Here is a 16,486-nt window from a genome sequence, read left to right as displayed (position 1 = left end):
GTATATTTTGTTGGGTCAGTTGTTTTTGCAACCTTCGGATAGTCAAGTTATTTTCTACACGGGCAAAAACCTCTTCTTCACTAAAAGGTTTGGTAATATAATCTACCCCTCCAACTGCAAAAGCTTTAACTTTGTCAAAAACTTCATCCAAGGCGCTAATAAAAATCACCGGAATGTCGCGGGTTTTCTCTAAGGCTTTCAAATGTTGACAGACTTCATAGCCATTCATTTCTGGCATCATAATATCAAGCAATATTAAATCAGGCGGTGCAGCTTGTGCTGTTTTCAAAGCTGTTTGCCCGTTAATAACTCTCCGAATTTCATACCCAACCTGAGTTAGCATAGCGGATAAAAGCCGCAGATTATCAGGTGTATCATCAACAACAAGAATATTTGCTTTTGTTAGCTGAACTTGATGGTTATCCATATTTATTAGAACTAATTTTTTAAAAAAGAATTCAGGAGTCATAAATCAGAATTGAATTAGAGTCCGACTGGTGAATGAATGGGTTTAAGATCCCCACCAAATCTTTTGGTGCATTCACGACATAAAGATTTAGTGATGTTTGATTAGTGATAGCTCTCATATCAACTCTGGCTAATTAGTTATGATTTCCCTAGTCATTGCACCCCACACGCCAGATGCGTTTAATAAGTAATTAAGCGGACATCATATCAATCCCCCACTTTGTTTTTCTGACTCCTAAATTCTGACTTCTGACTTCTAATTTCTGACTTCTGATTTCTGATTCAAAAATCATTTTTTACGACTGTGTTAAATCAATAACTTTATCAATGCGAAAGTTATTAACCCAATCAGACAGAGTGTTTGTCAAAAGAGCAGATTCTTCAGGAATTTGCTCAAGCAAGCTAAAAATGAGCTTTTCATCAGTACACAGTGCCGCTTGGTGTAGCTGTGCTACCCACTCAGTGGGCATCTGAGCCAGCATCTCTTCTAATGATAAAAGTTTAAGGTCGGAATTTTCGGCAAATTCGTCTTTTTGAAGGGGTTTCTCTTCATATACATAACGCACCCCTAAATATTTAGACATCATATTCAAGATTACTTCTTCTCGGAACGGCTTACGCACAAAATCGTTGCAGCCTGCCGATAAAACCACAAAGCGTTCCTCATCAAAAGCACTAGCAGTTAGGGCAATAATGACAGTAGCTTGACCCTTTAAAGTAGCTCTAATTTGTTTAGTAGCTTCATACCCATCCATTACAGGCATCCGCATATCCATCCAAATCAATTGCGGTTCCCAGGTTTCCCAAAGAGTCACCCCTTCTTGGCCATTCTCAGCGTGACGTACCTCGAAGCCAAGGGATACTAGCATCTTAACTAGGAGTTCGCGGTTTTCCCATTTATCTTCAACTACTAAGATTCGGTATTTTGGTTGATTAGGCTCTAAACCAATAACTCGTCGTTTTAGCTGTCGAATTGGAGCTTCAGCTACTTCTGCTAGACTAATTTGGAGATCAAAAGAAAAAATCGTTCCTTGACCCAAAGTACTGCTAACAGTAATACTTCCTCCCATTAGATGCACGAATTGCTGGCTAATAGTTAGACCTAAACCTGTTCCTTGCTGAGATTTTTGACCTGCTTCTGTTTGGACAAAGGGCTTAAATAACTTTTCAATTTCGGCAGATGCAATCCCTGTCCCGGTATCTTCAACTTCAAAATGAAGCCAGAAGAATGAAGGGTGGGAGTTTTTTATTACTTGTGTGCCTTCTTGTTGCTGTAGTTTACTTTCTTCCTTCATCCTGACTCGCAAACTCACGCCACCTTCTTGAGTAAATTTGATAGCATTACCAAGGAGGTTAATTAAGATTTGACGTAATTTACTTTCATCTGTATGCACATATCTAGGAACTTCAGGTCTACGCTCAAACATCAACTGTAAACCTTTGGATTCAGCTTTAATTTGAAACATCTCTTCAAGGGAATCAAGTAGAGTGTACAAATCAAAGCTATTGTTGTTCAGTGTTGTTAAACCCGCCTCAATTTTGGACATTGACAACACATCATTAATCAAGGTAAGCAAATGTTCTCCACTGCGACTGATAATTTCTAAATGTTCTAACTGAGAAGCATTGATATAAGAATCGCGCATCATTAGCTGAGTAAAGCCAATGATGCTGTTAAGAGGAGTACGAAGTTCGTGACTCATATTTGCGAGAAATTCGCTTTTGGCACGGTTAGCAGTTTCGGCTTCTTTAGCTTTTAATTCTAATCTATGGCTGTAATTCTCTAACTGTTCGCCAGAGATTTTTAACTGTCGCGTTAGCCAAGACACTCCAATCAATAGAAATCCCATTGATAAGAATCCCACTAGCATCATCGTCCCTGCTAATCGCCGAGCCGGCGCAAAGGCTTCTTCTTGGTTCATCTCCACCATTAAGGCTAGGTCTTGGTCATTGAGCCAGTGATATACCCCAATTACTAATACTCCAGCATAGTTTGGATAAAGTCCTTGGCCACTAATTCCACCCATTGCTGCATCAATACCTTGGCTGCTAACTCCTTGAGAAAAGTCTGGTGTTTTATCTTTATCTTTGGAAATAAAAGCGTTTTTAGTTACTAAAGAACCAACTAAATAAGTTTCGCCACTCTTACCTAAGCCTGTACGTTCTCGCACAATTTGATCTATTCTGTCTAAATTCAAATCAGCTAAAAGAACACCTTGGCGCACCTTGGCAGCATCACGTAGAGGCGTTGCAAAAGTAACTGATGGCTTGCGAGTAATCGGTGAGACATAGAAGATGGGGGCAAAAGAATCTCCTGGTTGAATTTGTTCAATATAAGTGATATTAGCTGAAATTTCATATTGACCTTCACGCTGCTTGTTAGTAGATAAAATAATCCGATTACTACGATCAAGAATAGAAATTTCTCCCAGACTTGGCTTAATTTTAGCCATATTTTCGAGGTAATCAGAGAGAACTTTGTAAGCTTTACGATAATTTGCGTCAGAGGCTTTGGAATTTAAAAGTATTTGAAAATTATTTTGTACGTCTGGAAACTGAGTGACTAAGAGAAAGTCTCGTTGTTGGTCTTCAAACCAACGGGTAATTTCTTCCTCTTTCAGAGTAGCAGCAGCATTGAGTCGTTCAAAAGCAGCTTGCTTCAAAGCTTCCCTCGCATTCAGGAAAGCAAAGCCTCCAACGACACCTACAGTTACCAATGATAGGAATAAGAAGGAACTGGCAACTTTAATAGTTAGGTGCTGATTCCAGAAGTTCATATATTTACAAGTTGTTTCTTATTCTAAAGATATTTATATTTTTTCTGATTCATGCAGATAGGCTATTCCTTTAGTTAATATAAATAATTATTGATTACCATTGAGCAAAAATTTGTTTAATCTGCTTAATTGCTTCATCAGTTGCTTGCTCTGAAGAAATTTTATCTACAATTATTCGATTAAGAGTTTTTCCCCAGATATTCTCCTCTAACACTACGCTGTATGCCGGGTTTTGGACATAATAAAACAACCGTGTTGAACCTTCCGTCACTGTCTTTACCGCAGTTGAAACGTGTGGGTCAGCTAGGTTTTTCCAAAATGGGTCTTGCCAAAGCGTCTTGATGATAGGTAAATTACAGCCTCCAGCAGCTTTCAGATACTTACCTATCACCTGTGATTGAGTGAGATATGCAAGAAAATCCAAAGCTTTTTTCTGCTGCTGGGAATCGGCGAACAAAACTGCTTGCCGAAGTGTGAGTAGATAACGCATTGGCTTGCCGTTGGGTTTGTTGGGAAATTTTAAAATACCAAGCTTATGGCGATAGGTGTCGGGATCTTGGCGCACAGAGCAAGGAATTGAGAGGGTGTTGTTAGGAGTCATCATCACCACACGGTTGAGCAAGCTGCGATTATTATCTGGATTTAACCAATTGAGTGCATCTGGTGGCACATAACCTTGTTGGTAAAATTTGGTATACCAATCTAATGCCTGGACAATTTTTTGTCTGACCTTTGGCTCGTCGATCAGGAGTTTACCTTCTGAGTCGAGAATTTGCACATCGTATGCTTCTAAAATATGCTCAAAAAAGATGTAGGTATCTGAAGCTCCAGTAGAAAAAGGAAAACCTAACCCATAAATATTTGGTTTTTGCTGTTTTGCCCGCGCATCGTTTTGCACTTGTTTCCAAAACTGCCAAAACCCGTCCCAATCTTTGGGGATATCGCTTTCACTGCGACCTATTTGCTTTAGCAAATCTCGCCAGTAGAAAATATGAACCGTTGCCTGATTAATTGGAACTGCATAGTAACTTCGCTTTTTTGCAGCATTATTATAATAATTAACAGCTTGCAGGGCATATTCAGGATAAAGATTCTTGACTGGCTCAATTACATCCGTTACATCCGCCAGTTTATCTTCCCAAGCCAAATGCGGATTCAACGCTCTCTCAGCGCCGTAACTCATCATGATATCGGGTGGATTACCCGTCTGAATGGCTCTACGCGCCTTCTGAGGTAACTCATCACCCATATAGAAAGAAAGCTTGACTTGATTACCAGTTTGTTTTTCCCAGTTGCTTACCAATTGCTGGATTGCTTCATCTTCATCGACAGTAAATCCTTTATCCCACCAAATCTTTAAAACTCTGTTGTCAGTAGGGGAATGGGTGACTGAAGATTGTTTTAATTTCGGGGTGTTAGTACAAGCAATAATTATCAAACTCAGTGTCAATACAATGAACACATATCTGCGATAATAGTGATATTGTGCCCAATTCTGAGAGCCTTTAGCAATTTGACTAGCTTTTGTTTTAAATGTCATCTTTGTAAAAGCTTACTGCCATTGGTCAAAAATTTGCTTAATTCGTGCGATCGCTTCATCAGCTGCTTGCTCTGGAGAAATTTTATCTACAACAATCTGATTGATCGCCTTCCCCCAAACATTATCTTTTAAAACTCGGCTATAAGCTGGGTTTTGGACAATATAAAATGGGCGCGTTGAACCTTCGATTAATGTCTTAGCAGCAGTTGAGATGTGTGGATCATCTAGGTTTGTCCAAAAAGGATCTTTCCAATTTGGTTTCATCACTGGTAAATACCGACCTCCAGCAGCTTTAATGTAGTTTCCTATCGTTGATGGTTGAACTAAATACCTGAAAAACTCCTTGGCTGTCTTCTGGTTGTCAGACTCAGCAAACAAAATTGCGGCATTAACTGCGACTAAGTAGCGCATAGGCTGTCCATTAGGTTTGTTGGGAAATGGTATAGTGCCAAGCTGATGACGATAAATCTCAGGGTTTTGACGCACAGCCGCCGGAATTGAAAGAGTGGTGTTGGGTGTCATCACTACAGCGTGGTTGAGCAAGCTGCGGTTATTATCTGGATTTAACCAATTGACTGCATCCGGTGGAACGTAGTTTTGCTGGTAAAATTTGGCATACCAATCTAAGCTTTTAACAATTGAGCCTCGCACATTGGGGTCATCGAAGCGAAGCTGACCTTTAAAGTCTAAAATTTGGACATTGTATGCTTCTAAAATCTGCTCAAATATGTAATAAGTATCCGCAGAAGCAACGGAGTAAGGAAAACCTAACCCGTAAATTTTTGGATTTTGATTCTGTTTTGACTGTACTTGTAAATCATCTTGCACTTGTTTCCAAAATTTCCAAAAAGCATCCCAATCTTTAGGGATATCTATTTGACTCCGACCAACTTGCTTTAATAAATCGTGCCAATAGTGAATATGAATTGTTAACTGATTAATTGGGACTGCATAATAGCTACGATTTTTAGCAACATTGTTATAAAAATGAACAGCTTCAAGTACACTTTCAGAATAAAGACTTTTGATCGGCTCAAGAACATCTGAAATATCTGCAAGTTTACCATCCCATGCCAGATGTGGTATCAGTTCCCTCTCAGCACTGCTACTCATCACAATGTCAGGCTGATTGTGCGCCTGAAGCGCTCTGTTAGTCTTCTCGGATAGTTCATCGTTGGTGTAAAAAGTCAGCTTGACTTTTTTACCACTTGCTTTTTCCCAGTTGCTAATCAGCAGCTTGAGCGCCTCATCCTCTTCTAAATTAGAACCTTTATCCCACCAAATCCTTAAATCTGTAGTTTCACTGGATAACTTATTAAGTGGGGAAGGGGAGGATTGATATGTGTTAGTGCAAGCAACAATTATCAAGCAGAGGATTAATGCTATAAGTGCGTAGCCACGGTTGGTTAGTCTTGGTACTACGCTAAAAGCTTCCTTAGCTCTCTGCTGACTCTTCAAGACTTGAGTAATCTGACTGGCTTTTTTTCTGGACACCACACTTCTAGAGCTGATATTTAAACTGAATAGATATACTCAATTTAAGGCTTTTTGTCGCTCTCTCAATAATTTACAAGCGATCGCTCTTAAAAGAAATGGGTAATTGCTTGCTCCTTGCACGGAACAAAGCGCGTTAGCAAAGCGGGGCAATAGCACATCGCCTCCCTATTTGCACCGATTAGAATAATTATTCTGCCGCGTAGTTTAATAATTCCATTGATGAATCGAATGCGAGGCTTTATATTAAGCACCTCGCATTCTGAAGATTTCTATTTGACTGTGGCGTTGAGGATTAAACAACTAGCAAGTTATTTTGACTTAGTGACACTCCACCAGATAGTTGTGCAAATTGTACCTGAGCAAATCCACCCACACTACCATCTTGGTCAAAATATAGTGCGCCTGTAGTATTGTTATAGATAAATCGCTGATTGCTGGTTGTTGCAGATGTTCCAAGGGTAAAAGAGCTAGCTGAGAGTAAACCTGACGATAACCCGCCACCAAAACCAGCAGCCGATACCTGAATCAGTTCATTAGTCGCGTTGAAGTTATAAATACTATCAATGCCTTCACTGAAACTATTGAAAACAAAGGTATCAGTACCAGATCCTCCATAAAGGTTGTCATTACCTTGGCCACCTTTGAAGGTGTTTTTACCAGAAGCGCCAGAGGCTGTGAGAGTATCATTACCATCGCCTCCATCCAGTAGATTATTGCCTGATGAATAGTCAACAATCAAGCGATCGTCATTAGCACCACCATTGAGCGTGTTATTCCCAGAGACAGTATAAGCTCCGTATGAAGAATATAAGGAGGCTGAACCAGCGGCTGTCAGAGTATCATTGCCATCGCCCCCATTCAGTAGGTTATTGCCTGATGAATAGTTAGTAACTAAGTTATCGTCACCAGCGCCACCATTGAGGGTGTTTTTACCAGAGATAGCATCGAGATAAAAATTGCCTCGGTAGTCGTCGTAGGAGCCAGAGACATTAAGAGAATCATTATCATCACCACCAGAGAGCAAATTATTACCATTTGAATAGTCAGCACTCAAGTAATCCTTACCTGCACCGCCGAGAATCGTGTTATTTCCACGTCCCCCAGCGAGGGTATCGTTGCCATTGCTCCCCACAATCAAATCATCGTAGTTCGTACCTGAGATATTTAATTGTTCGATATTTTTGTAGCTAACCTGATTCGGGCCTGCTGTAATCGAACCAGCATTAGTAGCAGCATTGAATGTCGAAGTGATTCCCTGGCCGATGGAATAGTTATAGAAAGACAACAAATCGTCACCTTTGCCTCCATCTATGGTATCTTTGCCATCGCCTCCGGTGAGTGTATCATTTCCATTGCCCCCTACAATCAAGTCATCGTAGTTTGTACCTGAGATATTTAATCGTTCGATATTCTTGTAGCTAATCCGATTCGTGCCTGATGTAATGGAGCCAGTGTTAGTAACAGCATTGAATGTCGTTGTGATTCCATCACCCCCGCTAGAATTACTGTAATAATTGGCTTCCAATAAATCATCACCTTTTCCGCCATCGATAGTATCATTGCCACTACTACTTCCGTAGAGCGAGATAGTATCGTTGCCGTTACCCCCCACAATCAAGTCATTGTAGACTGTACCTGAGATATGTAATGCATCGATATTCTTATAGTTAATCAGATCCGTGCCCGCCCTAATCGAGCCAGTGTTAGCAGCAGCATTGAACGTCGTTGTGATTCCCCCACTAGGATAGATATACGAAACGCTCAACAAATCGTCACCTGTCCCCCCATCTACTGTTTGAGTCGCTAAGGAAGGTGGAGAAGTATATAGGACGAAAGAGAAGGAATCATTTCCATTCCCTCCATTGAAAATGTTATTACCAAACCGTCCTTGGGCTTTTTTGTCGTCGTAGTAGCCAGAGGCGCTAAGAGAATCATTGCCATCTCCTCCATTGAGGATGTTATCGCCCGTTGAATAGTTAACACTCAATTGATCGTCACCAGCACCACCATCGAGAGTGTTATCACCGGAGGTAAAAGAGGCGGAATAGTCGTAGTCGCGAGAGGCACTAAGAGAATCATTGCCATCTCCTCCATTGAGGATGTTATCGCCTGTTGAATAGTTAGCATCTAATTGATCGTCACCAGCACCACCATTGAGGGTGTTAGTGCCATCTGTCTTAGACGCAGAAAGATTGTCATTGCCATCTTCTCCATTGAGGATGTTATCGCCTGTTGAAGATGTAGCACTAAATTGATCGTTACCAACACCACCGTTAAGGATGTTATCGCTTGTTGAATAATCAACACTCAAGTAATCGTTACCTTCACCGCCAAAAATTGTATCATTGCCATAATTTGAATCGTTGCCACTACTGCCTCCGAAGAGTAAATCGTTGCCATTGCTTCCGACAATAAAATCAGCGTAGGTTGTACCTCTAATTTCTAATTGTTCGATATTGTTGTAGTTAATCCGATTTGTGCCAGCCCGAATTGAGCCAGTGTTAGTAGCAGCATCGAAACTCGAAGTGATTCCTTTAGTAGCACGGGTGTAATATACAGACAAATAATCCTGACCTGTTTCTCCATTTACACTTTGAGTCGTTAAGGAAGAGGGGGAAGTTTTTGAGGCGGACAAATGGAAGTCATCATTACCAGCGCCTCCATTTAGAGTGTTTCTACCCCGGACTTCATCAGCGTAAAAGGAATCATTGCCGTCTTTGCCTGAAACCGTATTGTTGCCAGCAGAATAGCTAATATCAAGGTAGTCATCCCCTGTATCTCCACTGAGGATGTTATTTCCAGAAGAATAGGAAGCATCAAGGGTATCATTTCCCTCATCACCCCGCAGCAGGTTATTACCAGTACCACCACGGAGGGAGTCGTTATCCGTACCGCCACGGAGGGAGTCGTTATCTGTACCACCAAAGAGAGTATCATTGCCTGTACCACCAATGAGGGTATCATTTCCGGCATCACCGCTTAAAAGGTCGTTGCCATTTTTGCCATCGACGATATCATCACCCACTTTAGCGTTAATTGTATCTGCGTCCTGGCTACCCAATAGAGTATCCTTACCGTTGGTTCCAATGATATTTACCATAACTCTTACCTTCCTGAATCGATTTTTTGAGTAATTTCAGCTATTAACTTGTTGTTAATGTTATTTAAGGACACACAGAAATCGCCGAGAGTTAACGCTTTCGACATACTGTTATGTCACCCTTGAGGGTTAGCATTTTCTCGAAGATTTACCCTATTTATGAGCTTGTAAGTAGGACTTATGTAACTGACTTGAAAAGGCAGGAGGCAGGAGATTCAAAGTTAAATTCTTTGCCTATTCCCTATTTCCTTTTTCATTCGTTATTTGTCTACCCGTTAATAATGCTAGTTAAGACTATCTAAGTCTTAGCATTGTACATATTTATGAGCGTGTATTTAGGAAAACAGATGGTTTCACACTTTTTTTATCATTCTCGATCCGCAGATCAACCCAGCCATCACTGACAAAGTGTCGAAAAATCAAGCTTGAATGCCTAAAACCCACACTTCATATTTCTTATCAGAGCGTAGCCCTACTGTCGTAAATATAGAGAATAATTCACTTTCGATAGGGAAATAATTTTTATGCAATTGTTGTGGGCTATTGCCCGTGGGTATGTAGCTTAAAAATAGGGAACATCTAAATAACACTTTGATAACCATATCTGAAGATTTACTGAGATGTCCACACTTAAAGACATATCTTTGCATACTCTTCACATTATTTGCCGATCAGTATAATGTCAGTACTTATCTTTATGTATTCTTCATGTCTTGAAAACCATTAATAATCCAGAATGCAGCAGCTAAACAGCAGCTAAACAGTTGTTTTGTCTGCTCGTGTAGGGTGTCGTCGCCCCTAGTAGACAAGCAAGCTGTAAGAGTTCTTGAAATCTGGGATTATGCTGCGAGGTTCTGACGACGAGTTACAAGAGTTGAAAGCGATCGCTCCAGAGGATTGGCACATTATCAAGAGTTAATTAGGGATAACCTCCACCAAACATACTCCCGTAGCGTAGGCGTAACCTGTCCTAGCGATCGCATCCTTCCTTATGAACTGGTCGAACCGATCCGTTTTTCACGGCTGGGTGCATTGCAAATCCCCATTGCCGAAGGTAGTAGTGGTATCTCTGCACGCGAGGCGAGCTATTCGAGATCGTTATTCGCGTAATGCAGGAACTCTGATGATTTCAAGGATCGTGCGATCGCAAACGAAGAGATCGACAGTACATCACTGCCAACGCAAGGATTCTTTTAGATTAACCACCTTGTATGGTAATTTCTGAGCTTGATAAATAAATGTAAAGAAGAAGTTGGCATTGCATAAACTTTGCTTTCTAGCTTGATGAATTAACTAAGAAACTAAAAAGTCAAAGGTGTAAAAGAATGGTTGTGGATTTTTGCCAACACAGTTTTTAGTAGCAAATAAGATGCGTTTGCTCTATGCTAGTGATAGCTATTTAGGCAGTGTCTAGACTAAGAAACCAGGTATCTGCTCAATAAATCGGGGCGAACTACCAGTTCAGGAACGAGTTTACGCCATTTGCGCCTTGTCACTGAGCGATTTACCCCGGATTATTGAGCGGTTACGAAACCAGTCTAAGTAGATGCTGCATTTATTTGAACTACCTATCTAGGGTTTCTCCCCGCTGGCCTACGGTGTAGACACATCTTTGTATAAAATCAAAATCGTTGAAGATCCCCCTAAGTCCCCCTTAAAAAGGGAAACTTTGAAGGGCTTTTGCCCCACTTTTTAAGGCTACGGTGTATACACAAGTCCTAAAATCCTTGCCTGGTAAGATACAAGCCTTAGTAGGCAAGGTTTTGAACTGAGCAAGCTGATTATCAATAGTGTCAGCTTATTGATAGAGGTTTAACGGAAAATCAAGGATTTTAAAAATAATTTTCCGTTCTTTTGTGTCCATTTGATTCCCAACTCAACTTGTGTATACACGTTAGCTTTTTAAGGGGGGTTAGGGGATCAAAAGCTTGTGAGGCAATGTTAAAAGACTTGTGTGTACACCGTAGCCCCGCTGGCAGGGCTACTCATAGATGACACCTCTTCCAGCCAATATCTCTGAATCAAACTTATAACCGAGGGGATTGATATGGCAGACATTATTGGAGACAACAGCAATAACACTCTAATTGGCACGTTTGAGAATGACGCTATCCTTGGTCAGGGCGGTGATGATAACCTCTTTGGTCGGGGCGGCAATGATGACCTCTTGGGTGGGGCTGGCAATGACTCGCTTAATGGCGAGGACGGTAATGACCTTCTCAATGGTGAGGACGGCGAGAACACCCTGCTTGGTGGGTTCGGCGATGATGTCCTCCTTGGTGGATCTGGTAATGACCTTCTCGATGGCGAGGAGGATAACGATCAACTCCTTGGCAAAGGCGGTGACGACACCCTGCTTGGTGGGTTCGGTAATGATGTTTTCCTTGGTGGATCTGACAATGACCTTCTCGAAGGCGGGGACGGAAATGACCGACTCGCTGGAGAAGACGGTAACGACCAACTCTTTGGCGGAGAAGGGGTTGACACGCTCAATGGCGGGGCTGGCGATGACCAGATTGATGGCGAGGATGGCAATGACAACTTGATTGGTCAGGCTGGCGATGACACCCTCCTTGGCGGGGCTGGCCATGACCGACTAGAAGGAGGGGACGGGGATGATAAAATCTTTGGTGGGACTGGCAATGATACTGCTGACTATTCAAATAGCACTGCCGGTGTCACCGTCAACCTGGCGACTGGAACCGCCAGTGGAGGAGCAGGGAATGATGTCCTGTTTAATATCGAACAAGTCTTTGGTTCTGGTTTCAACGATTCCCTAACTGGCGGGCGCGGTAATGACACCCTCTTTGGTAGAGGTGGCAATGACCTGCTTGATGGTGGAGTTGGCGATGACCTGCTTGATGGCGAGGAAGGCAACGATATTGTCCGTGGTGGGGCTGGCGATGACACCTTGCGTGGTGGGACTGGCAATAACCAACTCTTGGGTGGAGCTGGTGTTGATACTGCTGATTATTTCAGTGCCACTGCCGGAGTCACGATTAACCTTGCCACTGGAACCGCTACAGGGCAGGGCAGGAATGATGTCCTGTTGGAGATTGAAAGAATCGTTGGTTCTAGGTTCAATGACACCATCCTTGGCGGAGCTGGCAATGACTTCTTCCTCAGTGGTGGGGACGGGAATGACTCTGTTAATGGTGAGGCTGGTAATGACCGCCTCTTTGGCGAGAACGGCAATGACACCCTCCTTGGCGGGGCTAACGACGACTTTATCAATGGAGGGTACGGCAATGACTCCCTGCTTGGCGGTAGCGGCATTGACATCCTGCTTGGTGGGGCTGGCAATGACCAACTCTTTGGTGAGGACGGGAGTGACACTCTCATTAGTAGAGAAGGTAATGATACCCTGCTTGGCGGCAGCGGCAATGACATTCTGCTTGGTGGAAGTGACAATGACCAACTCCAAGGTGAAGGCGGGAATGACCAACTCTTTGGTGGAGATGGCGTTGATACTGCTGATTATTTAAATGCCACTGTCGGAGTCACCGTTGACCTTGGCACTGGAACTGCCAGTGGGGGAGATGGGAGTGATGTCCTATTCAATATCGAGCAAGTCTTTGGTTCTAGTTTTAGCGACTCCCTGCTTGGAGGAGGCAGCAGTGATACCCTCTTTGGCAGAGGCGGCAATGACACCTTGTTTGGTGGGGATGGTGATGACTTTCTTGATGGTCAGGAAGGTAATGATCTCGTCTTGGGCGAGGATGGAAATGACAGCCTATTTGGTGGGGCTGGCAATGACCAAATCGAAGGAGGAGAAGGCGATGACACCCTCCGTGGCGGGATCGGCAATGACACTCTCCTTGGAGGGCCTGGAAATGATGTCCTCATAGGCGTTGATACTAACGGTTCTGATTCTCCTGGATTAGGGGAGGTTGATACCCTAACTGGAGGGCCTGGGGAAGATCAGTTCTTACTTGGAGATGCTACTAATGTCTTCTATGACGATAACAACAGTGGAAGTAGTGGTTTGGCAGACTACGCTACCATCAGTGGCTTCAACTCCAACGAAGATAGAATCCAGCTCAAAGGAACACTGGCAGACTATCGCTTGCAGACTGTGGGAGCCGATACAAGGGTATTTTTGGACAACTCAGGAGAGCTAGATGAACTCATTGGTGTTGTGCAAGCGTCGTCTCTGAGGTTTGATAGTGACGACTTCCTGTTCTACGAGAAAGAAGATGCTGGACAAGGGACAAACAACACACTAGCCACTGCTGAGAAGCTAGGTAATTTAACATCAGGTTCAGAAGTTAATACCTCTGCTCAACTGGCAAGACTTCCAGGGAACAATCCTGATTTCGACTTTTTCACATTTTCTTTAGCCAACCCAGGAACTGTGACTATTAGCACGCCGAATTACAGTGGTAACTATCCAGTTCTCGGCCTATTTAATAGTGCTGGTAACTTACAGAGTTCCAGTACTTCTCAATCAATCACCGCTTCACTACGGGCAGGTACTTACTCCATTTCAGTAAGTGATTATGATTACTTCCCTCAAAATGGCGGAACTTTCAGTTCTGGCTTTTTTGACCCTGGTTCTTATACGCTAGGAGTCACTGTAGCCTAAAAACAAATGGTGCTAAGAAAAGCGGAAACAGTTGCCAATTAAGTAGTTTGCATTTGTTTACGTAATTCTTGTCAGTCTACTAATGCAAAACCCTTATTTTGCATTAGTAGACTTTATTTGTGTAGTAGCGAATTATATTCGCCCAATATTTTTAAAACATCCTCATCCTATTCCTTTGCCAATATTCTTGGATATTGTGGAGACTGCCTTCAAGAAATCCAATAGGGTTATTAATTTCATGTGCCACATCTACAACTAAATTGCCCAAGCTTGCCATTTTTTCATTTTATTTTGCACCATTTGTAATTGGGCTTGCTCAAGTTCTTGCAGCGATCGCTTTAGTTGATGAGCATAATTCTGGTATTCTTGATAAAATAAAGGTGAGCATTCTCTAGAGAGATGGCGGCTTGAGCGCATAGAATGAGATAACTTCGGTGCGATCGCAGTCTGAATCGAATCATCAAAATCTTCCATTACTAACGCATAACCATTTTGATACGCCTCCAGACTGTAGGTTTGGACGATCCCAGATGAGTTAAGATTTTTGGCAATTGTGTACTGATTGCGAAACTGCAACAGATCGCTGAAACTGGGATATGAATTTTTTAGCAGTTTAATTACTACAGGTAATGAGTCAGTTTCTCGATACCCTCGATAAACTAGAGTTCTGGAACCATTGTAGATTTCTTCAGTTATGTCCTATCCGGGAATACTGACCATGCTGCTAAACCCTGGTGATTTCTGAATTTATTGTTTCCAAATCAGTAACATCAATTTATATGTATTTTTTAATACAAGCAAATACAAGAAATCATCGCAGTAGATAAAACTGTATTTGATGTCCCAAATTCAAAGGCGAATAGCCGTTCAGAAAAGAGAACATCTTGCTAGAAGAAAGAAAAGTTGTTAGAAAAGCCTTAAATAATACTCAAAGAAGAAACAAAAGGAAAAAGGTGAGAAAAACCCACCTCTTAAGAATCGATATGATAGAAAAGTAAACAAAATTTAAAAAATATTTATCGAATGGTAGATCAATCATCTGGCTTGTCCAAGGTCAAAGACTCAATAACACAAAAACTCTTCTTGGGTAATGAACCAAATGCAGAGTTAATTGCAATTCTCACCGTTTACTTTGTCCAAGGAATTTTAGGGCTATCGCGTCTAGCCGTTAGCTTTTTTCTCAAAGATGAACTACTCCTGAGTCCAGTCCAGGTATCGGCGCTATTGGGAATTGTCTTCCTACCTTGGATGATCAAGCCGGTGTTTGGTTTTATCTCTGATGGCTTGCCTATATTTGGCTATCGTCGCCGTCCTTACTTGATTTTATCCGGGATACTGGGAACTGCTTCTTGGATGAGTCTGGCCACAATAGTTCATACTAGCTGGGCAGCTACCTTAGCGATCGCTCTTGGTTCTCTCTCCGTCGCCATGAGTGATGTTATCGTTGACTCGCTGGTTGTAGAACGAGCCAGAGGCGAATCGCAAGCAAAAGCTGGTTCACTACAATCTCTCTGCTGGGGTGCTTCTGCGATCGGAGGTTTAATAACAGCCTACTGTAGCGGTCTACTACTCCAATACTTTACTACCCGTACCGTCTTTGGGATTACTGCTTTATTTCCACTGATCGTTTCAGGGGTGGCTTGGTTAATTGCTGAGTCCCCCGTTAGCAAAGATGCTCAAGATAGTAATCAGACCAACTCTGTACCCATCAAACATCAACTGGGGCAGCTACGCCAAGCCATTAGCCAAAAAAGTATTTGGCTACCAACGGCATTTATCTTCATCTGGCAAGCTACCCCAAATGCTGACTCAGCCTTTTTCTACTTCGCTACCAACGAATTACACTTTGAACCAGAATTTTTGGGGCGAGTAAACTTGGTGGGAAGTTTCGCTTCTTTGGCAGGTGTTTGGATTTTTCAACGTTTCCTCAAAAGCATCCCTTTTCGCGTGATTTTTGCTTGGAGTACTGTCCTTTCGTCACTTTTGGGGATGACGATGCTGTTGTTAGTGACTCACACAAACAGGCAATTGGGTATAGATGACCACTGGTTTAGTTTGGGTGATAGCTTGATTCTAACTGTGATGGGGAAAATTGCCTTTATGCAAGTGATGGTGCTAGCAGCAAGGCTTTGTCCCTCTGGTGTGGAAGCGACATTATTTGCCTTGTTAATGTCAATCTATAATTCAGCCGGAACGGTTTCCCATGCATTCGGGGCATTAATCACATATTGGCTGGGGATCACCGCAACAAACTTTGAGTCCCTTTGGCTCTTGGTGTTAATTACTAACCTCAGCACGCTGTTACCCCTACCATTTATCAAATGGCTACCTGCTGCTGAAGAGCAAACTGAGACACTCAAAAATGAGGAACAATCATTTTCGCCTGATTTGATCCCGGAGTTGGTACTGAGAGAACCAAAGTCAGAAATACTAGAATAGTGTAATACAGCAGTTTTTAAGTAAATGAGATCAAGAGTGCTGAGTGCTGAGTTTTGAGTATTAAATACTCCCTATGCCCC

The 16,486-nt window shown here is 42.3% G+C and carries 8 protein-coding genes and 1 pseudogene; 3 read left to right on the top strand and 6 right to left on the bottom strand.

All coding sequences use genetic code 11. The features are described from left to right. From IQ229_RS00290 to IQ229_RS00270, 5 genes are all read right to left on the bottom strand, one after another. On the bottom strand, positions 1–427 hold a 427-nt coding region (locus IQ229_RS00290), incomplete at its 3' end, for a response regulator (RefSeq protein ID WP_194040259.1). A gap of 337 nt (positions 428–764) precedes the next feature. Then, positions 765–3,245, bottom strand: a complete 2,481-nt coding sequence (locus IQ229_RS00285; RefSeq protein WP_194040257.1) for a hybrid sensor histidine kinase/response regulator — start codon at positions 3,243–3,245, stop codon at positions 765–767. Positions 3,246–3,339: 94 nt separating this feature from the next. Continuing rightward, positions 3,340–4,785, bottom strand: a complete 1,446-nt coding sequence (locus IQ229_RS00280) for an ABC transporter substrate-binding protein (protein WP_194040256.1) — start codon at positions 4,783–4,785, stop codon at positions 3,340–3,342. A gap of 12 nt (positions 4,786–4,797) precedes the next feature. Further along, on the bottom strand, positions 4,798–6,279 hold the full coding sequence (locus IQ229_RS00275; protein ID WP_322743916.1) for an ABC transporter substrate-binding protein: 1,482 nt from the start codon (positions 6,277–6,279) through the stop codon (positions 4,798–4,800). A 295-nt stretch (positions 6,280–6,574) separates the two neighbouring features. Further along, complete coding sequence (locus IQ229_RS00270) at positions 6,575–9,382, bottom strand: beta strand repeat-containing protein (protein ID WP_194040254.1); 2,808 nt, start codon at positions 9,380–9,382, stop codon at positions 6,575–6,577. 897 nt (positions 9,383–10,279) lie between these two features. Between IQ229_RS00270 and IQ229_RS23590 the strand changes: the two genes are divergently transcribed. Continuing rightward, positions 10,280–10,492: a hypothetical protein gene (locus IQ229_RS23590; RefSeq protein ID WP_228012910.1), complete on the top strand. Its 213-nt coding sequence runs from the start codon at positions 10,280–10,282 to the stop codon at positions 10,490–10,492. Positions 10,493–11,429: 937 nt separating this feature from the next. Continuing rightward, on the top strand, positions 11,430–13,967 hold the full coding sequence (locus IQ229_RS00260) for a calcium-binding protein (RefSeq protein ID WP_194040252.1): 2,538 nt from the start codon (positions 11,430–11,432) through the stop codon (positions 13,965–13,967). Positions 13,968–14,429: 462 nt separating this feature from the next. Here the strand turns inward: IQ229_RS00260 and IQ229_RS00250 are convergent. Further along, a pseudogene (locus IQ229_RS00250) lies at positions 14,430–14,663 on the bottom strand (hypothetical protein); the annotation flags it as partial. A 327-nt stretch (positions 14,664–14,990) separates the two neighbouring features. Between IQ229_RS00250 and IQ229_RS00245 the strand changes: the two are divergent. Beyond that, positions 14,991–16,406, top strand: a complete 1,416-nt coding sequence (locus IQ229_RS00245; protein WP_194040251.1) for a folate/biopterin family MFS transporter — start codon at positions 14,991–14,993, stop codon at positions 16,404–16,406. Positions 16,407–16,486: the final 80 nt, after the last annotated feature.

Origin of the sequence: Nostoc cf. edaphicum LEGE 07299 (assembly GCF_015207245.1) — a bacterium.
Lineage (GTDB): Bacteria > Cyanobacteriota > Cyanobacteriia > Cyanobacteriales > Nostocaceae > Nostoc > Nostoc edaphicum_B.
Note: the sequence above shows the minus strand (reverse complement) of the source record. Positions and strands in the feature narration are given on the sequence as shown.

What these genes read in the sequence shown, in the direction of transcription:
- IQ229_RS00260 (WP_194040252.1), top strand. Translation starts at nt 11,430, where the DNA reads ATGGCAGACATTATTGGAGACAACAGCAATAACACTCTAATTGGCACG.
- IQ229_RS00270 (WP_194040254.1), bottom strand. Translation starts at nt 9,382, where the DNA reads ATGGTAAATATCATTGGAACCAACGGTAAGGATACTCTATTGGGTAGC.
- IQ229_RS00245 (WP_194040251.1), top strand. Translation starts at nt 14,991, where the DNA reads ATGGTAGATCAATCATCTGGCTTGTCCAAGGTCAAAGACTCAATAACA.
- IQ229_RS00285 (WP_194040257.1), bottom strand. Translation starts at nt 3,245, where the DNA reads ATGAACTTCTGGAATCAGCACCTAACTATTAAAGTTGCCAGTTCCTTC.
- IQ229_RS00280 (WP_194040256.1), bottom strand. Translation starts at nt 4,785, where the DNA reads ATGACATTTAAAACAAAAGCTAGTCAAATTGCTAAAGGCTCTCAGAAT.